Genomic DNA, 21,225 nt, shown 5'->3' with positions numbered 1-21,225 from the left:
CTTCCCCATCGCGGAGTAGCGAAAATGATGTTTCTTAAAGTTCCGTTTGCGGAAAAAGACGAGGCCAAGGCGCTGGGCGCCCGTTGGAACGGCGAACGCAAGTCGTGGTACGTGCCCGATGGTAAGCCGACCGAGGCGTTCGAAAAATGGTTGCCGCCGGGCGGCGCCGATTTCGTCCCGGCCAAGGCCGCCGCCGCGCCGAAGGCCAAGCCGGCTTCGGTCGACTCCTATGTCGGCAAGTCGGTGATCGGCAAGCTGTATCAGGAACTGCCGCACGACTGCAATCCGTTCGAGGTGTGCCCGGTGTGCGCGCCGGCGCTGGCCAGCTCCGGCTGGCAGGCCGCGCACCAGGATGTCGCCCGGTTGCTGGTCGGCCTGCGGGGCTGACGGCGGCTTAATTAATGGTTAAGCTGAAACTGTTGAGATAGTGACCACACGCGGGATCGATCTGTTCTAGAATACTGATGAGATGCAGTATGAGACTCCCCCACCTGAAGCCGCCGATGAACAGTCACACGATGCCGCCAGTTTTCCGCACCGAAGACGGGCCGGTCACACCGGTCGCCAGCTTCAAGCAACCCGCCGATATCTTTGAAGCGCTGTTTCAAAGCATACAAGGCGGCGAAAAGCATGTGCGGCCGCTGCTGGACCTGGTGCCCGATTCCCGCTTTCTTGGATTCATCGAGGTCGGCTACGCGCTGCGGGCCTGCCTCGAAGACAAATCGCGCCGCGACTACCTGCTGCAGCGCCTGCGCCCGCATCTGGGCGTGATCATCGGCACCTTGCCGGCGAGCATACAGCCGCACGGCATGCTGCCCAAGCAACCGGCGCCACCCGGTTTCCGCGACCTGGAACAGATCGGCGACGACGAAATCCGCGCCTGGCTGATCGAGGACGGCGGCCTGATCTATGGCGAATTCGCCCGCTACGAGCTCGATAACCTGTTTGACGCCATCGCGCCGGCGATCCGTCCCGGCGGCGTCATGGTCGATCTGGGTAGCGGACTGGGCAAGGTGGTGATGTCGGCGGCGCTGGCGTTTCCGTTCCAGCGCTGCGTCGGTGTCGAGTGCATGGGCTACCGCCACCGCATGGCGCTGCAGCGCCTGCACAATCTGCTGGTGCTGGCCGAGCGCGGCGTAGCCCATCTGCCGACGCCGCTGACAGCCAACGCCCCGTTGACCTTGCCTTTCGGCGACGCGACCACCGGCAGCCACCTGCTCGACCTGGCATCGCGCATCTCCTTTGTCGAAAGCGACATGTTCAAGGTCGACGTGCACGGCGCCAGCCTGGTGTTCTTGTACAGCACCTGTTTCGGCCCGCTGATGGACGCGCTGGCCGACAAGCTGGCGCGCGAACTGCAAGAGGGCGCGCTGGTGACGACCACCACCTACGCGCTCAAGCATCCGGCCTTCACGCTGCTGCATTATTTCCCTGCCGGCACGGTCGCCTGGACCAACGTGATGCTGTATAAACGCACCGGCAAGCTGGAGTCGCTGCCGCCGGCGGACATCACGCATCCGCATCAACCGGACGCGGACGAGTGGGAAGCGCGCGCCCGCCAGGATCTGGACGCCATGGATGCACGGGCGGGCACAGCCTAAAGCAACCATTTGCGCGCGGTCGCGACGATATTGTCCGACAGCGTGCGGGTAAATGGCGTCTGGATATCCCAGATATGCCAGGTCAGCGGCACGTCCAGCACGTGGCCCGGCGCCAGATCCACCAACGTTCCCGCTTTCAGCTGCGCTTCGCATTGCAGCAGCGGCAGCATGCCGTAGGCAAATCCGGCTTCGATGAAGCGTACATACCCGTCCGAACTGGACAGCGAATGGTGCGGCACCCGTCCGGTATGGCCGGTGCGCTGCGCGACAAAGCGCGTCTGCAGCATATCCTTGCGGTCGAAATGCAAGGCGGGAGCGTGCTGGACGGCATCGGCGGTGAAGCCATCCGGGAACCAGCGCGCCGCGAACGCCGGACTGCTGACGCATACATACCGCATGGCGCCGAGCGGGGTGGACGTGGTGCCCGCAACTTGCGCCGTTTCGCTGGTAACGCAGCCGAAAACACGGCCTTCGCGCAGCATCGTCAGCGTGTGGTCCTGGTCGTCGAGGCGGATGTGCAACATGCAGTCGCCCGAGCCCATCAATGGCGCGACCGCTTCCTGTAGCCAGGTGGCGGCGCTGTCGGCATTGATGGCGATGGCGATTTCCGGCAGGGGCGCGGCACCGGGTCCGGCGTGCCGAAATTCGGTCAGCGCTGCTTCCAGCAGCTGCACCTGGCGATAGTGGGCGATCAGCCGCTGGCCGGCCTCGGTCGCCACCGGCGGCTGGCTGCGCACGATCAGCAACTCGCCGGCACTGTTCTCCAGCATGCGGATGCGCTGGGAGACGGCCGATTGGGTGATCGACAGGGCTGCCGCGGCCTTGTCGAAACTTCCATGGTCGATTACGGCGTCCAGCGCCGCCAGTCCGCGATAGTCGATCCGGCTCATTAGCGTTCCTAATATTTGGTCAGTATTATTAATTATACTTATCTTTCGGCGGGCGCTACGCTGTCGTCCTTGAACACTGGAGGACGCATGGAAGTGACCGCATTTTTAAAGGGCATGGGGCTGGGCGGGGGATTGATCGTCGCCATCGGATCGCAAAACGCTTATTTACTGCGTCAGGCTTTAAAGAAAGAGTACGTGCTGACCTGCATCGCCATTTGCATTATCTGCGATGTGATGCTGATCGGCGCCGGCGTCGCCGGCATGGGCAAGTTAATTGTCGAGGCGCCCGGATTGCTCTTCTGGATTAAATTGGCTGGCGCCGGGTTTTTATTCTGGTACGGGGTGAGGGCGGCGCGTTCCGCATTGAATCCGGTTGCGATGGAAGCCGACAATGCTAAACCCGCCGCCAGCCGCCATGCGGTGATCGGAGCGATGCTGGCGTTCAGTTTATTGAATCCGCACGTTTATCTCGATACGGTGGTATTACTTGGTTCGATAGGCGGCCAGCAAATCGGCGCCGGACCGGTTTATTTTGCATTGGGCGCAATGCTGGCGTCGGTTATATGGTTTTGCGGATTGGGGTGGGGTGCACGCTTTTTGATACCGGTATTCACTCGTCCGCGTGCCTGGCAGATATTGGACGGTGTGATCGCGCTGGTAATGTGGACATTGGCGGTTACGTTGTTCGTGTAGCCGCCGCAAGACGGGTTCAGGCTGAAAATTGGCTGGTTCGTGCTGATTTTTGGCATGAAAACCACGAAATGTTGCGCCTGCTGCCCAGTTTTTCGCCAGCCGACTTCATCTGGTTGTAAATTTATTTCCATCGGGAACGATCCCGCCAACAGTTCGCATACAATGTTGAAAGTTGCGAAGATATGGCGCACCGACCAGTGGGATTAAATACGTATGGAACCGGGCAATTACTTAAGCGAGTCGATGATGGCGGCGGCCTTTGCGTCGGATGCCATTTTGAGCGTCTTGCTTATATTTCTCTGGCTAACCCAGCGTAAAGAGAAACACGCCCTGTTCTGGGGTATGGGGCAGATCGCGATAATGATCGGCGTCATGACGTGGTTTGTCGGCGCAAAGTTTCTGCCGCACCAGATTCGCCTGTTTATATGCGCGCTGATGCTCACCGCCGGCATGGTCGGTTATTGGGGCGGCACACAATATTTTCTCGGCGATCTGCGCCGCCGGCATTTGCGGGGAATATTAATTGCCGCCGCCGCGCTGACCGGCATATTCTATCTGTTGTGGAACGCTTATTATGACCTGGTGGCGCCCGCCACCGCGTCGATCAGCGGTGCCGTCATGTTATGGATGGGCGTGCGTTTGGTGCAGGCCCAACAGCGTTACCGCTGGCTCGGTTATACCTTGATCGCGCGCGGACTATTTAACATCGTCTCTTCGATTACCCTGACACCGGAGCTGTATTTGGTCTGGTTCGCCGGCACCTCCCTGCTCAAAACCCTGTCGATGCTCGGCCTGATCTATTCGGTGCAGGACGAGATCCAGCAACGCTACGCGCGCACCATCGACAGCCTCAGTCATGGTTTTTTGATACGGGACCGGCGCGGCTACGTTCATGTCGCCAACGAACGCTGCGCCAGCCTGCTGGGGTTCGACAGCCCGTCCGACCTGGTGGGCAAGCACGTGTGCGAGCTGCTGCCGGACCTGACCCCGGCCATCGCCGACGCGTATTTCCAGCGTTTCGAGGCCAAGGGCGTCCAGTATCCGCTGACCGAAACGGCGACGTTTAAATTGCATAACGGCGTCAAGCTGCCGGTCGAGATGATGGGCTCTCCCTATATCGAGCGCGGCCGCCTGTATTGCCTGATCCAGCTGATCGACATCAGCGAGCGCAAGAAAAAGGACGACATGCTGTACCGCGCCGCCCGCATCGATCCGGTGACCGGCTTTTTCAACCGCCACGCGCTGTCGGTGTCGCTGGCGCAGGAAGTCGCCGGCGCGGCGGCGGCCGGGCGGGAATGCGCGGTGCTGTTCCTCGACCTGGACAAGTTCAAGCGGGTCAACGATTCCTTCGGACACGCCATCGGCGACGAACTGCTGCGCCAGACCGCCCACCGCTTGTACGGCGTGCTGCGCCCGGACGACGTGCTGGCCCGGTTCGGCGGCGACGAGTTCATCGTCGTCATGCCCGATCTGGCGCCGGGCACGGCCGAGCAGATGGCCACCGAATGCGCCGAGCGCGTCATCGGCGCCATCGCCAACCGTTTCGACCTGTCCCACCATGCGATCGCCCTGTCGGCCAGCGTCGGCGTCGCGTGCTATCCATTGCACGGAAGCGATAGCGATATGCTGATACGCAATGCCGACATCGCCATGTACGAGGCCAAGAAAGCCGGGCGCGGCGAGCTGCGTTTCTTCAACGACGCCATGAACGCCGCCGCCAAGGAGGCGCTGGTGATCGACGGCGCCTTGCGCGGCGCCATCGAGGCCGGCGAGTTCACCCTGCTGTACCAGCCCATCGTCGACGCCCGGACCGGCAAGCCGGCCAAGGTCGAGGCGTTGCTGCGCTGGCACAGCGCCGCGCTGGGGTGGGTGGCGCCGGACCGCTTCATCCCGGTCGCCGAGGACAGCGGCATGATCGTCGCCATCGGCACCTGGGTGCTGAACGAGGCATGCCGCCAGGTCGCGCGCTGGCGCGACGGCCCGCTCGGCGGCTTGACGATCAGCATCAACGTCTCGGCCTGGCAGTTGGCCGACCCGGCCTTCGTGGGCCTGGTGGAGCAGGCGCTCGCCAGCAACGGCCTGGACGGCCACCGGCTGGAGCTGGAATTGACCGAGCGCGTGCTGATCGACGACGGCGGCCAGGTGCGCGCGGTGCTGCGGCGGCTGCGCGCCCTGGGCGTGAGCATGTCGCTCGACGACTTCGGCACCGGTTATTCGTCGCTCAGCTACCTGACCCGCTTCCAGCTGAACACCTTGAAGATCGACCGCGCCTTCGTCATGGACATCGAGCATAGCGAGCGCAGCAACAGTCTGGTGAACGCCATCATCGCCATGGGACACAGCCTGGGGCTGCGCTTGGTGGCCGAGGGCGTCGAGACGGCCGGCCAGGCGGCGATCCTGGAAACGATGGGGTGCCACTACCTGCAAGGCTATTATTTGTCGCGGCCGATCGCGCCGGACGAGCTGCTGCGCTTCGCCGGCGCACGGCGGCTATCGGCTTCCTGAGTTGCCGGCGGCGGCGGCCTCCGCCGCCGTCGGTAGTTTGCGCGCCGCCTCGTCGCGCGTCAGTATCCAGATGCGGTCGATATGGCCGGTGGCGTCGACGGTGTAATTGACGACGATATCGCTGCCACGCAGCGAGCCGGGCATGTCGATGGTGTTGTCTTGATTGAAGATGCGCGCGGAGGGCGACAACCGGCGCGCCTTGCCGTCGATGCCGACGTCGGGAAAATAGCCCGGCGTCATCCTGCCGCGCAGCGCGTCGGGCGGGAAGGGGCGCTCGAAGGCGAGCGCCGCCGGCGGCGCACCCAGCAACGCCACCCCCACCGTCGCCATCAGCAACATGATCATCCGCAACATGGCCGCCTCCAGGTCCCGCCAAAATAGCAGCTTACCCGATTCCCTTTGCAAATTGTTGCCATGTCATCCAGATGTCATAGCACCGTCATCGCAACGTCACATGCCGTTCCTACAATCTTGCGAGTCGATCATTCCACTAACCCGCAAGAAAGAAGAACACTCATGCAACAGCGCTTCCCTCTGAAACCTTTGTGCCTGGTGGTCCTGCAAGCACTGGCCGTCCAGGCGTACGCGGCCGACGCCGCCGACGCCGCCGATAGCGCCGCCGCCGCCGGCGCCCTGGCCGGTCCGATGCAAACGGTGGAGATCACCGGCCGCGGCCAGTCGCGCCAGGTGCAGAACATCAACAAGGCCGACCTGGCCGAGGCGCTGCCGGGCACCAGCCCGCTGAAGGTGCTCGACAAGCTGCCGGGCGTGAACTTCCAGTCGGCCGATCCGTTCGGCGCCTACGAGTGGTCGACCTCGTTCAGCATCCGCGGTTTCAACCAGAGCCAGCTGGGCTTCACCCTGGACGGCGTGCCGCTGGGCGACATGAGCTACGGTAACAACAACGGCCTGCACATCAGCCGCGCCATCTCGTCGGAAAACATCGGCGGCGTCCAAGTGTCGCAGGGCGCCGGCTCGCTGGGCACCGCCTCCACCAGCAACCTGGGCGGCACGGTGCAGTTCTTCACGCTGGCGCCGACCGACGAGTTCGGCGTGACCGCCTCGCAAACCCTGGGCAGCGATTCGACCTCGCGCACCTTCGTGCGTGTCGACACCGGCCTGATCAACGGCGCCGTCAAGGCCTTCATCAGCGGCACCCGCCAGCGCACCGACAAGACCAAGGGCGAGGGCGCCCAGGACCAGGACCAGATCAACTCGCGCTTCGTGTTCAACTTCGGCCAGAACAGCCTGACCGCCTTCCTGAACCATTCGGACCGCAAGGAAATCGACTACCAGGACATGTCGAAGGAAATGATCAACCGCCTCGGCTACGAGTGGGACAACTACCAGCCGGATTTCCAGCGCGCGGTCAACGCCGCCAAGGGCCAGTTCAGCGGCGGCGTCAACAGCCTCGACGACGCCTACTACTCGGCCGGCGGCCTGCGCAAGGACACCCTGGGCGGCCTGACCCTGGACCTGAACTTCACGCCGGCCTTCCAACTGAAGACCACGCTCTACAACCACGAGAACGAAGGCCAGGGCCACTGGTACACGCCGTACGTCGCCACCAACGCCGCCAACCCGATCTCGCTGCGCACCACCGAATACGAGATCAAGCGCCACGGCGTGACGACCGACCTGACCTGGGACCTGGGCAACCACACCATCACCGCCGGCGCCTGGGGCGAACGCAACGACCACACCGGCAGCCGCAACTACTATGCCGTCACCGGCCCGGCCGACACGATGGTCTACCTGCGCAACCCGTTCCGCACCGACTGGGCGCAAAACTTCATCACCACCACCGCGCAGTACTACCTGCAGGACAGCCTGAGCCTGATGGACGGCAAGCTTAAAATCAACGCCGGTTTCAAGAGCATGAGCGTCGACATCGCCGCCCGCAACATCGTCGGCACCCGCGCCGCCGGCAAGCTGTCGGCCGAAAAGAACTTCCTGCCGCAAGCCGGCGTCAACTACGCCATCAGCGCCGACGACGAGGTGTTCGCGTCGGCCTCGAAAAACATGCGCGCGCATCAGCCGGGCGTGGGCGGGCCGTTCTCGCAGACGCAAGACGCCTACAACGCCGGCGTCGCCAGCCTGAAGCCGGAAACCTCCACCAACGTCGACCTCGGCTACCGCTTCAAGCGCGCCGCCATCCAGGGTTCGCTGGCCGTCTACAACGCCCGCTTCGACGACCGTCAACTGAGCGTGGCCACCTGCGCCGGCATCGTCGGTTGCCCGTCGACCTTCGTCAACGTCGGCAAGGTCGACACCAAGGGCGTCGAAGCGATCGCCGTGTGGAAACTGAACCGCGAGATCAGCTGGTTCAACTCGTACACCTTCAACGATTCCAAGTACAAGTCGGACTACATGGACGGCAGCACCCTGGTGCCGGTCAGCGGCAAGACCGTGGTCAACGCGCCGCGCAACCTGTTCAGCACCGAAGCGTCGTACGAGACCGGCAGCTGGTTCGCCCGCCTCGGCGGCAAGCTCACCGGCAAGCGCTACTACACCTACATGAACGACAACGGCGTGCCGTCGTTCTGGCTGGCCAACCTGTCGGCCGGCTACAAGATGAAGTCGCTGGGCTTGCTCAAGGAATTGTCGCTGCAGGTGAACGTGACCAACCTGCTCGACAAGGAATACATCGGCACCATCGGCACCAACGGCTTCCAGGCCCGCGATCCGAACGGCACCGCGCAGACCTTGCTGACCGGTGCGCCGCGCCAGATCTTCGTCACCCTCAACGGCAAGTTGTAAGCGCAAACGCCGGCCCGCGCCGGCGCCGCAAGCAGGCGTTCCAATCGATAAATTTTGCGTTTCGCGCAAGGTTTAGAGAGTGGAACGCCTTTGTTGCTTATGGGCTACAACTGCGGTGTGGCGCTGGCAGCGGCCGCCGCATCGCCTCATACTACCGAGACTTTTGAGCTCGAGGAGTATGCCGTGAAATGGTTTTATGACCTGAAAATCGCTACCAAATTAGTAGTCTCTTTTGGTGTCGTGCTGTTGCTGACCGCGGTGATGGGCGTGGCCGCGATGATGTCGATGTCGCGGGTTAACCAGGCCTCGGACGACCTGGCGTCGAACTGGATGCCGAGCGTGCGCATGGCGCTGGAACTGCGCACCGATATCGGCGAGATGCGCCGTTGGGAACTGGCGCACCTGATCAACGACGACCCGGCCGGCTTCACCACGTACGAGAAACGGATGGACGACACGCTGGCGACGATCAAGGGGCATCGCGCGGCGTATGAAAAGCTGATCAGCAGCGCCGAGGAGAAGGCCATCGCGGCCGAGTTCGACCAGGCCTGGACCGCCTTCATGTCCGAGCACGACAAAATCGTCAAGTTCTCGGCCGGCGGCCAGAAGGACGAGGCGCGCGCGCTGTCGCGCGGCGCGTCCGCCAAGACGATGGCGACCCTGACCGAAGCGGTCAACAAGCTTGTCAAACTGAACATCGACGGCGGCGACGCCGCCAGCGACGCCGCCACCGTCACGTATGAAAACGCGCGCATGACGTCGGTCATCCTGCTGCTGGTCAACATCGGCGTCGGCGTCGCGCTGGCGCTGTGGATCGCCCGCGTCGTGTCGGCGCCGCTGCAGCAGGCGGTGTCGGTGGCGACGGCCGTCGCCGGCGGCGACCTGACCCGCACCATCGAGGTGGAAAGCGCCTGCGAAACGGGGCAACTGATGGGCGCGCTGCGCGACATGACCGGCAATCTGCAGCGCCTGGTCAGCCAGGTGCGCAGCGGTACCGACACCATCGCCACGGCGTCGGCCGAGATCGCCGCCGGCAACCAGGACCTGTCGTCGCGCACCGAGGAACAGGCGTCGAGTTTGGAGGAAACGGCGTCGTCGATGGAGGAGCTGACCAGCACCGTCAAGCAAAACGCCGACAACGCCCGCCAGGCCAACCAGCTGGCGCAGTCGGCCTCCGGCATCGCCATCAAGGGCGGCGACGTGGTGGGGCAGGTGGTCGGCACGATGTCGTCGATCAACGAATCGTCGCGCAAGATCGTCGACATCATTTCGGTGATCGACGGCATCGCCTTCCAGACCAACATCCTGGCGCTCAACGCCGCCGTGGAAGCGGCGCGCGCCGGCGAGCAGGGCCGTGGCTTCGCAGTGGTCGCCTCCGAGGTGCGCAACCTGGCGCAGCGCTCGGCGGCGGCGGCCAAGGACATCAAGTTGCTCATCAGCGATTCGGTGGAAAAGGTCGAGGCCGGCTCGCAGCTGGTCGACCAGGCCGGCACCACGATGAACGAGATCGTCTCGAGCATCACCCGCGTGACCGACATCATGAGCGAGATCACCTCGGCCAGCGCCGAGCAGAGCGACGGCATCGAGCAGGTCAACGTGGCGATCACGCAGATGGACCAGGTGACGCAGCAGAACGCGGCGCTGGTGGAGCAGGCGGCGGCGGCGGCCGAGTCGATGCAGGAGCAGGCGGCGCGCTTGAGCGAGGTGGTCAGTATCTTCAAGCTAAGCGGGTCGGCGGCGATGGCGGCGCCGGTGCCGCGCAAGCCGCTGGCCGCGCCGGCACCGGCACCGGCACGGGTGGCGCTGGCGCCGAAGAAACCGGCCAAGCCGGTCAAGCAGGTCGCCGATGGCGACGAATGGGAAACCTTCTGAACCACGGTTGCGCGTAGCGCGGATCGGGCGGCACGCCGTCATCGGCCATGCACGCATAGCGCGGCGCACGCATGGCCGATGACGCCGCGCTAACCCGGCCTACGTGTTTCCGGTGTCCCCCGTGTCGTTCCGATGATCGCGCCGCGCCAGCCACGCCTGGTGCGCCGCCCGATACTTCTCCAGCTCGTCCTGATACAGATCGTCGACGCACCAGGTGCAGCCGCTGTGGCAGCAGTCGCGCGGACCCGGCGGCTGCGGCGCCGCCGGCTCGGGATCGTCCTCCTTCACCGCCTTCTCCATCACAGCGGCGGCATTGCCAGCAGCGCCATGTTGCGGCCTTTTTCCTTGGCCCGGTACAGCGCCCGGTCGGCCATCTCCACCAGCACCTCGGGCGAGGTGTCCTCGGTCGGCACGATCACGGCCACGCCGATGCTGATGGTCAGGATGCCGAACGGCGACTGCTCGTGCGGCAGCCGCGCCAGCACCAGCTGCGCGCAGATCTCCTCGGCCGCGCCGAAGGCGTCGGTGGCGTCGGTGGCGGCCGCCAGCAGCGCGAACTCCTCGCCGCCGTAGCGCGCCACGATGTCGGTGGTGCGCCGTCCGTGCGAGGTTATCAGCTCGGCGACGCTGCGCAGCGCGGCGTCGCCGGCCTGGTGGCCGTAGTGGTCGTTGTACTTCTTGAAGTAGTCGACGTCGAGCATCGACAGCGCCAAGGTCTGGCCGGTGCGGGCGGCGCGCCGCCATTCGGCCGCGAGCGCCAGGTCGAAGCCGCGGCGGTTGCTCACGCCGGTCAGGCCGTCGGTGGTGCTGAGCGCGGCGAGCTTGCGGTTCGATTCCTCCAGCTCGCCGGTGCGCGCGGCCACCAGCGCCTCCAGCTCCAGCTGGTGCCGGGTCAGCCGGTGGATGCGGATCTTGTAGGCCAGCACCAGCGAGCCGACGATCAGCACCGCCATGCCCAGCCGGAACCACCAGCGCTGCCAGAACGGCGGCGTGATGGTGATCTTCAACGTGGCCGGCTCCTCGTTCCACACGCCCAGGTGGTTGGCGGCCTTGACCCGGAACAGGTAGTGGCCCGGATTGAGGTTGGTGTAGCTGGCGCTGCGGTGCGAGGCGTCGGTGTGCACCCATTCGCGGTCGAAGCCCTGCAGCTGGTAGGCGTAGCGGTTCTCGGCCGGCTCGGTGTAGTGCAGCGCCGCGAACTCGAGCGAGAACACCGACGCCTGCGACGACAGGGTCAGCGCGGTCGGCGCCGTCACCGGCCCCTCGGCCTTGACGTCGGCGCGCGGCTGGCCGTTCTGCAGCGAATGGTTGAAGACGGTGATGTCGGTGATCGCCACCTGCGGCGGCACCGAGCGGGTGCGCACGTTGGCCGGCGTCACGGCGGTCATGCCGTGCACGCCGCCGAAGTACAGCACGCCGTCGGCCGACGTGGCCGACGAGTTGACGGTGAAGCCCTCGCTCAGCCCGTCCGACGAGGTGAAGTGGCTGACCTTGCCCGTGTCCGGATCGAGGCGGAACAGGCCGGCGATGGTGCTGCACCAGATATTGCCTTCCAGGTCGTGTTCGATGGCCAGGATCTTGTGCGCGCGCATCGCCGCCGCGTACGACTTGAAGCCGATCTTGCCGTCGGCGCGGGCCTGCATCAGGTTCAGGCCCTTGCTGGTGCCGACCCAGATCCGGCCTTTGGCGTCCTCGTGCAGGCTGACGATGTTGTCGTCGGACAGGCTGGCGGCGTCGTCGTTGGCGTGGCGGAAGTGGGTGAACTTGCCGCTGGCCTGGTCGAGCAGGTCGAGCCCGCCGCCGTTCCATTCGGAGCCGGCCCACACGCGCCCGCTGCTGTCCTCCAGCACCGCCGAGGTGCCGTTGACGCTGCGGCTGCTGATGTTTTGCGGATCGTTGTAATAGATCTTGCGGGCGTCGGTGCGCGGGTCGTAGCGGATCAGGCTGTTGCCCGTCGCCAGCCACAGCGCGCCGCCGCCGGCCGGCGCGATGGCGTTGATGTAGTCGCTGGCGGTGTTGCCGAAGTGGATGGCCTGGAACGGGCTGTCGGGCGTGTCCAGGCGGTTCAGGCCGTTCGAGGTGCCCAGCCACAGCGGCTTCTTGCCGTCCTTGTCCGCGCGCGTGTCCTGGAACATGCTGTAGACGATCGCGTGCGACAGCTTGCCCGGCGTCTTGTCGTCGGCGTGGTAGCTCTTGATGACGGTGCTGGTGGCCGGATCGTACAGGCTCATGCCGACGTTGCCGCCCATCCACAGGCGTCCGTCCGGCGCCCGCGCCAGGCTCAGCAACGCGTTGCTGGCCGGCGCCGAGCGGCGGTCGATGCGGAACGGCACGTGGCGCGTGAAGCCTTCGCTCGACAGGTTGGCCAGCGCGATGCCGTCGGTGAACGAGGCGATCCACAGCATGCCGCCGCGGTCCTGCATCACCGCGCGCAGGTTGTCGCCGGGCAGGCTGTACGGATCGTCGGAGGCGTGCACGAACTGATCGAACTTGCCGTCGGCCTCGTTCCAGCGCAGCAGCCCGGCCGACAGCGTGGTGCACCACAGCACGCCCTTGTCGTCGACGTCGAAATTGGTGATGCGGCTGTATGGCGACTCGATCGCGCGCCGGCCGGCCCAGTCGCCCTTGCCGTCCCAGCGGATCACGCCCGACTCGGTGCCGATCCACAGCGCGCCGCCGCGGTCGAACTTGAGCGCGCGCACGATGTTGACGCGGGCGTCGGGCACCGGCGCCGGATCGACCTGGTGGTGGCGGAACACCTTGGCGCCGGGCGCCAGGTAGTCCAGGCCGCCGGGCCAGGTGCCGATCCACACGCCGCCCCGGTCGTCCAGCGCCAGCGCGTTGAGGTCGTTGCTGGCCAGGCTGTCGGGGTCGTTGTCGTCGTGGGCGTAGACGGTGAACTTGCCGGTGTTCGGGTTGAAGTGCTGCAGCCCGCCCCAGCTGCCGATCCACATGCCGTCCTTGCCGTCGGAAATGATGTTCTTGACGATGCGGTGGTTCTTCGGCGCCTTGGCCGGGGCCAGCACGGTGAAGTTGTTGCTCTCGGGATTGAAGCGCGCCAGCCCGGCCTGGGTGCCGGCCCAGATGCGGCCCTGCTTGTCCTCGTAGATGGCCGAGACGCGGTCGTGCGGCAGGCTGGTCGGGTCGTTGGGGATATTGGCGTACTTGACCGCCTGGTAGCCGTTGTAGCGGTACAGGCCGTTGGTGTGGGTGCCGACCCACACGTAGCCTTTGCGGTCCTGCATCATCGACAGCATCGACGGCTCGTCGCCGCCCAGCGGGCCGAGTTTCTTGAAGCGCAGCGACGGCGCCGGCGCGGCACCGGCCGGCGAGGGCGTCGCGGCCAGCACGGCCGTCAAGAGCGCCAACGACAGCGCCAACGACAGCGCGAGCGGCGGCGCGGCGCGCGCCGGCGACGGCCATGACAGCGATGACAGCGATGACAGCAATAGGCGATAGCCCCGGCGTAGGGCCGTTAATAGCACAAACATGGTGGAGTGTCCGATGGCGTAACGACGCGCGCGTCAGCGGGCGATGTTACGCCCGACTAAGATAGATTCTGAACAGAAACCCTATTATACATGCCAATGATGCAATGGTTTCGATATAAAAGCTGGCACTTTTAGCGTCTTTGCCGTATTTAGGGTATAGTTTACGGCGCCTATTGTCTCCTGCTCGTCGTATTTGCTGTCATAGCGCTGCCACCGCATCATCCTTTTCGCACTTCCCCGGTTCCGCCCGCGTCGTCGGCGCGCCGCCGGGGCGGGCAGCGCAGAATTTGTCGTTAATTGAAGAAAGCTTGGCTGTCCGCCGCAGGGCCGCCGCAACTACTATGTCCGAAACCGAGATCACCACCCCGTCCGCCACCGAACCGGCCGCCGCCGCCACGCCAGAGGCGCCAGCGCCGCAGCCGGCGCCGCAGTCCGTCCCGCCGGTGCTGGACGTTCCGCAAGTGCAACAAGTCCGGTTCGCCGATTTCGGCCTGTCGCCGCACATCCTGCGCGCGCTCAACGACCAGGGCTATGTGCACCCGACGCCGATCCAGGCCGAAGCCATTCCCGTGCTGCTCAAGGGGCGCGACGTCATGGGCGCGGCCCAGACCGGCACCGGCAAGACCGCCGGCTTCGCGCTGCCGATCATCCAGATGCTGCTGGCGCACGCCAGCACCAGCACCTCGCCGGCGCGCCATCCGGTGCGCGCGCTGATCCTGACGCCGACCCGCGAACTGGCGGTGCAGGTGGCCGAGAACGTTAAGGCCTACGCCCAGCACACGCCGCTGCGTTCGACCGTGGTGTTCGGCGGCATGGACATGAAGGGCCAGACCATCATCCTCAAGGCCGGCGTCGAGATCGTCATCGCCACGCCGGGCCGCCTGCTGGACCACATCGAACAGAAAAACATCAGCCTCGGCCAGGTGCAAATGCTGGTCATGGACGAAGCCGACCGCATGCTCGACATGGGCTTCCTGCCGGACTTGCAGCGCATCATCAACCTGCTGCCGAAGCAGCGCCAGAACCTGATGTTCTCGGCCACGTTCTCGCCGGAAATCAAAAAGCTGGCCAACACCTTCCTGACCGATCCGGTCACGATCGAGGTGGCGCGCAGCAACCAGACCGCCGACAAGGTCACGCAGGTGGTCTACAAGGTGGCGGAGAACCAGAAGCACGCGTTGACCGCGCACTTGCTGCGCCAGCGCGCGCTCAAGCAGGTGATCATCTTCTCCAACACCAAGATCGGCGCCTCGCGCCTGGCCAAGGGGCTGGAGCAGGAGGGCATGAGCGCGGTGGCCATCCACGGCGACAAGACGCAGCAGGAACGCATGGCCGCGCTCGAATCGTTCAAGAAGGGCGAGATCGACATCCTGGTCGCCACCGACGTCGCCGCGCGCGGCCTCGACATCACCGACCTGCCGTGCGTGATCAACTACGACCTGCCGTACAACGCCGAGGATTATGTGCACCGCATCGGCCGCACCGGCCGCGCCGGCGCCTCCGGCGACGCGCTGTCGATCTACTCGGACAAGGACGAGCGCCTGCTGGCCGACATCGAAAAACTGATCAAGCAAACCATCCGCCGCGGCGAGCTGACCGGCTTCAACCCGGCGCCGTCGTACGGCGACGGCGCCGAGCGCCGTCCGCGCCGCGACGACGGCGCCGGCCGCGCGCCGGCCGGCCGGCCGTCCGAGCGGCCGGAGCGCGGCGAGCGCCCCGACCGCGGTGACCGAGGTGACCGCGGTGACCGTTCCCCGCGCAGCGCCGGCGCGTCGCCGTACAGCCCGGGCGGCCGCCGCGACAAGGTCGATCCATGGTTCCTCAAGCCGTACGAGCCGGCCAAGGCGGCCGCGCCGGCGCCAAGCGCCAGCCTGGGCGGCGCCACCGCCAAGCCGAAGCAAAAGCTGGCCTTCCTGCTGGGCGGCGCGCCCAAGGCCTGAGCCGCCGCGTGCTCCACGTGCGCGCCGCGCGCGGCCGAAAAAAAACCGCCATCGTCAGTGGCGGTTTTTTTTCGCCCACGCCCGGCGCGGGTCCGGCGCCGTTACAGCGCCTCGCGCAGCGCGCGCAGCACGCGATCCTGCCCGTCCTCCAGGCCGACCCACAGCGGCAGGCGCAGCAGCCGGTCGGACAGCGCGTCGGTATGGGTCATGGCGCCGTGGTGGCGGCTGCTTTTGAGGCCGTACGGCGCGCTGTGCAGCGGCACGTAGTGGAACACGCTGTTGATGCCCTGGCGTTTCAGGTCGGCGATGACCTGGGTGCGTTTTTCCAGCGACTCGAGCAGGATGTAGTACATGTGCGCGTTGTGTTCGCAGCCGGCGGTGATGACCGGACGGCGCAGCCTGCCCTCGGCCTCGAGCGGCGCCAGCGCCGCGTGGTAGGCCTCCCACAGCGCCATGCGGCGCGCGTTGATGGCCTCGGCCTCCTCCAGCTGGGCCCACAGGAAGGCGGCGATCACTTCGCCCGGCAGGTAGGACGAGCCGATGTCGACCCAGGTGTACTTGTCGACCTGGCCGCGGAAGAACTGGCTGCGGTTGGTGCCCTTTTCGCGGATGATCTCGGCGCGCTCGGCCAGCTCGGGATCGTTGACCAGCAGCGCGCCGCCCTCGCCGGCGACGATGTTCTTGGTCTCGTGGAACGAGTAGGTGCCCATGTGGCCGATGCTGCCCAGCGGGCGGCCCTTGTAGGTCGACAGGATGCCCTGGGCGGCGTCCTCCACCACGAACAGCCGGTGGCGGCGGGCGATGTCCATGATGGTGTCCATCTCGCAGGCCACGCCGGCGTAGTGCACCGGCAGGATGACGCGGGTGCGCGCGGTGATGGCCGCCTCGATCTTGGTCTCGTCGATGTTGAGCGTGTCGGGGCGGATGTCGACGAACACCGGCACCGCGCCGCGCATGACGAAGGCGTTGGCGGTGGTGACGAAGGTGTAGGACGGCATGATCACCTCGTCGCCCGGCTGCACCTCGGTCAGCAGCGCGGCCATCTCCAGCGCCGCCGTGCACGAGTGGGTCAGCAGCGCGCGCCGGGCGCCGGTCTTCTTCTCCAGCCAGGCGTGGCACTGGCGGGTGAACTGGCCGTCGCCGGACAGGTGGCCGTTGGTGTGGGCCTGGGCGATGTACCACAGCTCGCGGCCGGTCATGAAGGGTTTGTTGAACGGGATCGGGGTCATGTTTTTATCCTTTTAGCCTTGCGCGGCGACGATGGTGCCGATGCAGATGAGGGTGACGCCGGCGATGCGCAGCATCGACAGCGGTTCGTGGAACAACCATGCGCCCAGCAGCAGCACGATGACGAAATTGAGCGCCATGAACGGGTAGGCGTGGGCCAGCTCGAACTTGGTCATGGCCGCCATCCACGTCACCGACGCCAGGAAGGCGGCCGCGAAGGCGCTGACGACCCACGGGTTGAGCAGCAGCTTGACCAGGAACAGCAGCTTGTCGGCGCCGGCCTCGGGCAGCGCGCCGGCCTTGCCGACCTGCAGCTTGAGCATGATCTGGCCGTAGACGGTCAGGGCGATGGTCATGGCGATGTAGAGGTAGTTCATCATCGGGCCGGGGCGTCGAACCATTTGTGGAAGGTGTAGAAGCTGTCCGACGGCTCGAAGCCCTGGCGGCACCACACTTTTTGCACGGCGACGTTGGTCACCTGGGTCGACACCACCATGGTCGCCAGCGCGCGCGCGCCGCCCCATTGTTGCGCCAGGCGCATCAGCGCCTGGTACAGGCGCTTGCCCTGGTGCGCCGGATGGACGCCGAACAGCACGCCCTCGAACCGGTCGTCGGCCAGCGTCTTGAGCGTGGCGAAGGCGACGATGCCGCCGGCGTGCTCGATCAGCACCACGGCGTCGGCCACGGCCGGGCTGCGACAGGAACTGGCGGCCCAGCTCGAATAAACCAGGTCGGCGTCGGCGGCGCGCAGCCGGGCGTCGGTGTGGTAGTGGCCGAGGTAGCCGGCGAAGGTGGCGCCGGCCAGGCGCTCGACGGCGTCGGCGTCGGCCGGCGTCGCCAGCCGCGTGCTGTAGCCGTCCGGCAGCGGCGCGGCGCCGGCGTCGACGGCCTGCTTGCGGTAGTACACCAGCGTGTCGGTCAGGAAGCAGCCGGCCTGCTCGAGCCGCTGCGCCAGCGCCAGCTCGGTGGTGGGGCAGCGCGCGATCAGCAGGGCGACGGCGGCGTCGGCGCACCAGTCCATCACGGCGGCGACGGCGTCGCCGCCGGCGAGCGTGGTCTTGGCGACGGTGACGCCGAAGCGCTGGCGGTCGATGTCGGAGAGGGCGATGTGCATGGGGGCTCCAGGAAAAATCGGGGGGTCAGTCGGGCCGCGCGCGCGCCGGCGCGGCGTTGGGCGTGAGGCGGCGCAGCACGTACAGCGGGCGCCGCTTGACCTCGTCGAAGGTCTTGCCCAGGTAGATGCCGAGGATGCCCAGGATGCCGATGATCAAGCCGCCGATGAAGTACAGCGAGACGATCAGGCTCGACCAGCCCGGGATGGCCGTGCCCTGCAGCAGCGCGCGCGCCAGCAGCCAGCCGCCGAAGGCGAACGAGACGCCGGCCATCGTCAGGCCCAGCGTGGCGGCCAGGCGCAGCGGCTTGTCGGAATAGGCCAGGATGGTGTCGGCGGCCAGCTTGCACAGCTTGGCGAAGGTATAGGTCGAGGCGCCCTCGAGGCGCTCGGCGTGGCGCACCTGCAGGCCGGTGGTGGTGAAGCCGAGCCACTGCACGTGGCCGCCGAAGAAGCGCAACTGCTCGCGCATGCGGCCGAAATTGTCGACCACCTGGCGCGACATGATGCGGAAGTTGCCGCTGTCGCCGTCGATGTCGATGTCGGCCAGGAAGCTGAACAGGCGGTAGAACAGCCACGACGTCACCCGCTTGCGCAGCGGGTCCTGGCGCGGGCCGCGCAGCGCCAGCACCACGTCGTAGCCCTCGCGGGCCTTGGCGTACAGGCGCGGGATCTCCTCGGGCGCGTCCTGCAGGTCGCAGTCCATGACCACCACCCAGTCGCCGCGGCACTGGTCGAGGCCGGCCGTGATGCCGTAGTGCTGGCCGAAGTTGCGGGAAAATTGCAGGCCGACCACGCGCGGGTCGGCCGCGGCCAGGCGTTCGATGACGTCCCACGAGCGGTCGCCGCCGCAGTCCTCGACCAGCACGATCTCGAAATCGGGGCCGACCGTCTCGAGCGCGTCGCGCAGGCGGCGGTACAGTTCGTCGAGCATCTTCTCGGCCTTGTAGACCGGGATCACGACGGAGATATGGGGGACGGCTGGCATGGCTTATTTCTCCTGGACGGCGGGGGCCGCGGTGGCGGCGGGCGCGCCGCGTTCGAGGTCGATGGCGCGCAGCGTAAAGCGGGCGCGGCCGGTGCTGAAGGCGCGGAACTCCACCGCGCTCAGCGGCTGTTGGGTGCGGAAGCGCAGCGTCACCCGCTGCCGGCCGGCGGCGGTGACGCCCTGGCGCGCCAGCACCTGGGTGGCGGCGGCGCTGACGACATCGACCATGCCGTAGCCGGCGGCGCCGGCCTCGGCGCCGGTGCCGATGTCGAGCTCGAAGCTGACCGCGTAGCTGCCCGGCGCGAGCGTGCGCATCGGGCCGAAGTGCAGATTGCCCTCCTCGCCGGGCGCGGTGGTGATGGCGCCGTGCTCGAGCACGCCGCGCTGGTGCAGCGTGTGGCGGTCCATGGCGTAGCGCAGCGGGCGGCTGACGTCGGTGTCCCACGACGGCAGGCTGGCCGCCGGGTTGGTCGGATAGACCAGCACGTTCATGTCCTCGAAGCGCAGCAGGCGCGGCTGGCCGGCGTAGCTGGCCAGCAGCGGCTGGTCCAGCAGCGCCAGCTCGCTGTCGCGCAGCGCCACGAAGGTCGGGCCGCGCCAGGCGGCCGGGGCGTACCAGCGGTCCGACGAGAGCTTGCGCATCGGCTGCGGCAGGCCGCGCTCGAACTCGACCTGGCGCACCCGCACCGCGCCCGAACTGAGCACCGAGGTCTTGCCGGCCACCCAGAACGTCGCGTAGCCGTAGCGCAGCCCCTGGGCGCGCAGGAAGCCGGCCAGGCGGCGCTCCGGCGTGAGCAGCGCCAGGCCTTCGCGCGGCAGCGTGACGAGTTCGCTGAACGGCGACAGGTAGGCCGCCGGCGCGCTGGTGGCCAGCAGCGCCAGCGCGGCGATGCCGCCGGCGCGCGCCAGCGGCGCGCCGGCGCGCTCGGACAGCGTGCCGGCCAGGATCAGCAGCATGCCCAGCAGCGACGGCACCAGGTAGCGCACCGACGATTCGGGCGACGTCATGTCGGCCAGCGTGGTGGTCGCCATCAGGAACAGGCTGAGGCCAAAGCCGACGGCGGTAAACACCACCACCAGCTGGCGCGGGCCGCGCTCGGGCCGCAGGCCGCGGTACAGCGCCCACGGCAGCAGCGCCAGCAGCAGCAGCGCGCCGGCCAGCCGCAGCGCCGCGTAGGCCCCGGCGGCCGAGGCCACCTTGGCGCCCGGCGGCGGCAGGCCGTCGAACAGGCTCAGCACGCCTTGCGCCACGGCCAGCCCGTTGAGCGCCATGGTCTTGACGTCGAGCCAGCCGATCAGCGACAGGCCGATGTTGTTGTTGACCTGCGCGAGCGTGTGGCGGTTCAGCAGCACGCCGGCCACGGCCGCGGCCAGCACCACCGCCAGCGCGGCCCAGTGGGCGCGCGCCGCGCCGCCGTCGCGCCGCGCCAGCGACAGCTGGACGCCCGCCGCCGCCAGCAGCGGCAGCGCATACACCAGCAGCGCGCGCTGCGGATTGGACCAGAACACCAGCACCGTCAGCGCGGCGGTGGCGCCGGCCCACGGCAGGCGCCGCGCGCCGCGCGCCTGGCTCAGCGACCAGTAGGCGCGAAGCAGGAAGCAGCCCATGTAGAAGATCGAGCCGTAGGCGGCCTGGCCGTAGACGTGCTCGGCCATCATGGGCGACATGCCGGCCGACACCACCAGCATGCCGGCCAGGCGCGCCGGCGGCCGCTGTTCGAGCATGCCGGTCAGCAGCCAGGCGCCGTACAGGATCAGCGCCGCCGACACCAGCCCCGACGCCGCGTGCGCGGCGTAGCCGTTGCCCAGCAGCGGCAGCAGCGCCAGGATGAAGGTGTGGGTGTTGAACACCCACAGGTCGCCGTTGGCGTAGTTCCAGGCGCGCGGGAAGTACTGGCCGGTCTCGTGGATTTCCTGCGCCAGCAGGTTCTTGACGGCCGAATCGGAGTGGAACACGAGCTGGTAGTCGATCGCCAGGTAGAACGCCAGCAGCGCGATGTTGACGCAGAGCAGGAGGTACAGGCAGCGTGTGGTCAGCAACCCAGGTTGAACATGTCGCGGGTGCATAGAATGTAAAAAGAGGTAAATAGGGCGGGAGTATAAAGGATTATTGCGAAATCACCAATGCCGCCCGGGGCGCGCACGGC

General features: G+C 66.7%; 16 protein-coding genes. 7 read left to right on the top strand and 9 right to left on the bottom strand.

All coding sequences use genetic code 11. The features are described 5' to 3' along the window. The first annotated feature begins 24 nt into the window (after positions 1–24). Together BMX85_RS21315 and BMX85_RS21310 are read left to right on the top strand one after the other, a co-directional pair. Positions 25–387, top strand: coding sequence for a DUF5710 domain-containing protein (locus tag BMX85_RS21315; protein WP_090323399.1), 363 nt, complete (start codon positions 25–27; stop codon positions 385–387). An 89-nt stretch (positions 388–476) separates the two neighbouring features. Next, positions 477–1,601 (top strand): class I SAM-dependent methyltransferase, encoded by a 1,125-nt coding sequence (locus tag BMX85_RS21310; RefSeq protein WP_229210602.1) that lies wholly within the window; start codon positions 477–479, stop codon positions 1,599–1,601. On the opposite strand, the gene BMX85_RS21305 is transcribed toward BMX85_RS21310, so the two are convergent. Next, a complete protein-coding gene (locus BMX85_RS21305) occupies positions 1,598–2,491 on the bottom strand; it encodes a LysR family transcriptional regulator ArgP (RefSeq protein ID WP_090323394.1) in 894 nt (297 codons plus the stop codon). The two genes, BMX85_RS21310 and BMX85_RS21305, sit on opposite strands and share 4 nt — an antisense overlap. A gap of 87 nt (positions 2,492–2,578) precedes the next feature. Here BMX85_RS21305 and BMX85_RS21300 point away from each other — a divergent pair, with 87 nt between their 5' ends. Both BMX85_RS21300 and BMX85_RS21295 read left to right on the top strand, forming a co-directional pair. Continuing rightward, the gene (locus BMX85_RS21300; protein WP_090323391.1) at positions 2,579–3,184 is read left to right on the top strand and encodes a LysE/ArgO family amino acid transporter; all 606 of its coding nucleotides are present in this window, start codon (positions 2,579–2,581) and stop codon (positions 3,182–3,184) included. A gap of 372 nt (positions 3,185–3,556) precedes the next feature. Next, positions 3,557–5,689 (top strand): putative bifunctional diguanylate cyclase/phosphodiesterase, encoded by a 2,133-nt coding sequence (locus tag BMX85_RS21295; protein WP_229210601.1) that lies wholly within the window; start codon positions 3,557–3,559, stop codon positions 5,687–5,689. Here the strand turns inward: BMX85_RS21295 and BMX85_RS21290 are convergent. Next, positions 5,675–6,043 carry a hypothetical protein gene (locus tag BMX85_RS21290; RefSeq protein ID WP_177196842.1) on the bottom strand — a complete coding sequence of 123 codons (369 nt, stop codon included), beginning with the start codon at positions 6,041–6,043 and terminating at the stop codon, positions 5,675–5,677. The genes BMX85_RS21295 and BMX85_RS21290 overlap by 15 nt on opposite strands. Positions 6,044–6,205: 162 nt before the next feature. On the opposite strand from BMX85_RS21290, the gene BMX85_RS21285 reads away from it, so the two are divergent. Next, positions 6,206–8,449 carry a TonB-dependent receptor gene (locus BMX85_RS21285; protein WP_090323386.1) on the top strand — a complete coding sequence of 748 codons (2,244 nt, stop codon included), beginning with the start codon at positions 6,206–6,208 and terminating at the stop codon, positions 8,447–8,449. A 183-nt stretch (positions 8,450–8,632) separates the two neighbouring features. Then, positions 8,633–10,321 (top strand): methyl-accepting chemotaxis protein, encoded by a 1,689-nt coding sequence (locus BMX85_RS21280; RefSeq protein WP_090323383.1) that lies wholly within the window; start codon positions 8,633–8,635, stop codon positions 10,319–10,321. Positions 10,322–10,420: 99 nt separating this feature from the next. Here BMX85_RS21280 and BMX85_RS21275 read toward each other — a convergent pair whose 3' ends face one another. Then, a complete protein-coding gene (locus BMX85_RS21275) occupies positions 10,421–10,609 on the bottom strand; it encodes an oxidoreductase-like domain-containing protein (protein WP_229210600.1) in 189 nt (62 codons plus the stop codon). An 11-nt stretch (positions 10,610–10,620) separates the two neighbouring features. After that, positions 10,621–13,770 (bottom strand): ligand-binding sensor domain-containing diguanylate cyclase, encoded by a 3,150-nt coding sequence (locus BMX85_RS21270; RefSeq protein WP_229210599.1) that lies wholly within the window; start codon positions 13,768–13,770, stop codon positions 10,621–10,623. Positions 13,771–14,153: 383 nt separating this feature from the next. Here BMX85_RS21270 and BMX85_RS21265 point away from each other — a divergent pair, with 383 nt between their 5' ends. Next, positions 14,154–15,752, top strand: coding sequence for a DEAD/DEAH box helicase (locus tag BMX85_RS21265; RefSeq protein ID WP_090323375.1), 1,599 nt, complete (start codon positions 14,154–14,156; stop codon positions 15,750–15,752). A gap of 101 nt (positions 15,753–15,853) precedes the next feature. Here BMX85_RS21265 and rffA read toward each other — a convergent pair whose 3' ends face one another. Genes rffA through BMX85_RS21240 form a run of 5 tightly spaced genes read right to left on the bottom strand, consistent with a single transcriptional unit; the run spans position 15,854 to position 21,118 of the window. Beyond that, positions 15,854–16,981 (bottom strand): dTDP-4-amino-4,6-dideoxygalactose transaminase, encoded by a 1,128-nt coding sequence (rffA, locus tag BMX85_RS21260; RefSeq protein WP_090323373.1) that lies wholly within the window; start codon positions 16,979–16,981, stop codon positions 15,854–15,856. A gap of 12 nt (positions 16,982–16,993) precedes the next feature. After that, a complete protein-coding gene (locus tag BMX85_RS21255) occupies positions 16,994–17,359 on the bottom strand; it encodes a DMT family transporter (protein WP_090323370.1) in 366 nt (121 codons plus the stop codon). Then, positions 17,356–18,093 (bottom strand): GNAT family N-acetyltransferase, encoded by a 738-nt coding sequence (locus BMX85_RS21250; RefSeq protein WP_090323368.1) that lies wholly within the window; start codon positions 18,091–18,093, stop codon positions 17,356–17,358. The genes BMX85_RS21255 and BMX85_RS21250 overlap by 4 nt, the downstream gene beginning before the upstream one ends. Before the next feature lie 25 nt (positions 18,094–18,118). After that, the gene (locus tag BMX85_RS21245; RefSeq protein ID WP_090323365.1) at positions 18,119–19,078 is read right to left on the bottom strand and encodes a glycosyltransferase family 2 protein; all 960 of its coding nucleotides are present in this window, start codon (positions 19,076–19,078) and stop codon (positions 18,119–18,121) included. Between the two features lie 3 nt (positions 19,079–19,081). Beyond that, positions 19,082–21,118, bottom strand: a complete 2,037-nt coding sequence (locus BMX85_RS21240; RefSeq protein WP_090323363.1) for a hypothetical protein — start codon at positions 21,116–21,118, stop codon at positions 19,082–19,084. Positions 21,119–21,225: the final 107 nt, after the last annotated feature.

The sequence above is a fragment of the Duganella sp. CF517 genome, from assembly GCF_900110275.1.
In the GTDB taxonomy this organism is placed as follows: domain Bacteria; phylum Pseudomonadota; class Gammaproteobacteria; order Burkholderiales; family Burkholderiaceae_D; genus Rugamonas.
This window is presented reverse-complemented; position numbering and strand designations above follow the sequence as displayed.

Excerpts from the sequence above, each read along its gene's own strand:
- rffA (WP_090323373.1), bottom strand. The coding sequence starts at position 16,981 with ATGACCCCGATCCCGTTCAACAAACCCTTCATGACCGGCCGCGAGCTG.
- BMX85_RS21305 (WP_090323394.1), bottom strand. The coding sequence starts at position 2,491 with ATGAGCCGGATCGACTATCGCGGACTGGCGGCGCTGGACGCCGTAATC.
- BMX85_RS21300 (WP_090323391.1), top strand. The coding sequence starts at position 2,579 with ATGGAAGTGACCGCATTTTTAAAGGGCATGGGGCTGGGCGGGGGATTG.
- BMX85_RS21255 (WP_090323370.1), bottom strand. The coding sequence starts at position 17,359 with ATGATGAACTACCTCTACATCGCCATGACCATCGCCCTGACCGTCTAC.
- BMX85_RS21290 (WP_177196842.1), bottom strand. The coding sequence starts at position 6,043 with ATGTTGCGGATGATCATGTTGCTGATGGCGACGGTGGGGGTGGCGTTG.
- BMX85_RS21295 (WP_229210601.1), top strand. The coding sequence starts at position 3,557 with ATGACGTGGTTTGTCGGCGCAAAGTTTCTGCCGCACCAGATTCGCCTG.
- BMX85_RS21315 (WP_090323399.1), top strand. The coding sequence starts at position 25 with ATGATGTTTCTTAAAGTTCCGTTTGCGGAAAAAGACGAGGCCAAGGCG.
- BMX85_RS21245 (WP_090323365.1), bottom strand. The coding sequence starts at position 19,078 with ATGCCAGCCGTCCCCCATATCTCCGTCGTGATCCCGGTCTACAAGGCC.
- BMX85_RS21310 (WP_229210602.1), top strand. The coding sequence starts at position 477 with ATGAGACTCCCCCACCTGAAGCCGCCGATGAACAGTCACACGATGCCG.
- BMX85_RS21265 (WP_090323375.1), top strand. The coding sequence starts at position 14,154 with ATGTCCGAAACCGAGATCACCACCCCGTCCGCCACCGAACCGGCCGCC.
- BMX85_RS21250 (WP_090323368.1), bottom strand. The coding sequence starts at position 18,093 with ATGCACATCGCCCTCTCCGACATCGACCGCCAGCGCTTCGGCGTCACC.
- BMX85_RS21285 (WP_090323386.1), top strand. The coding sequence starts at position 6,206 with ATGCAACAGCGCTTCCCTCTGAAACCTTTGTGCCTGGTGGTCCTGCAA.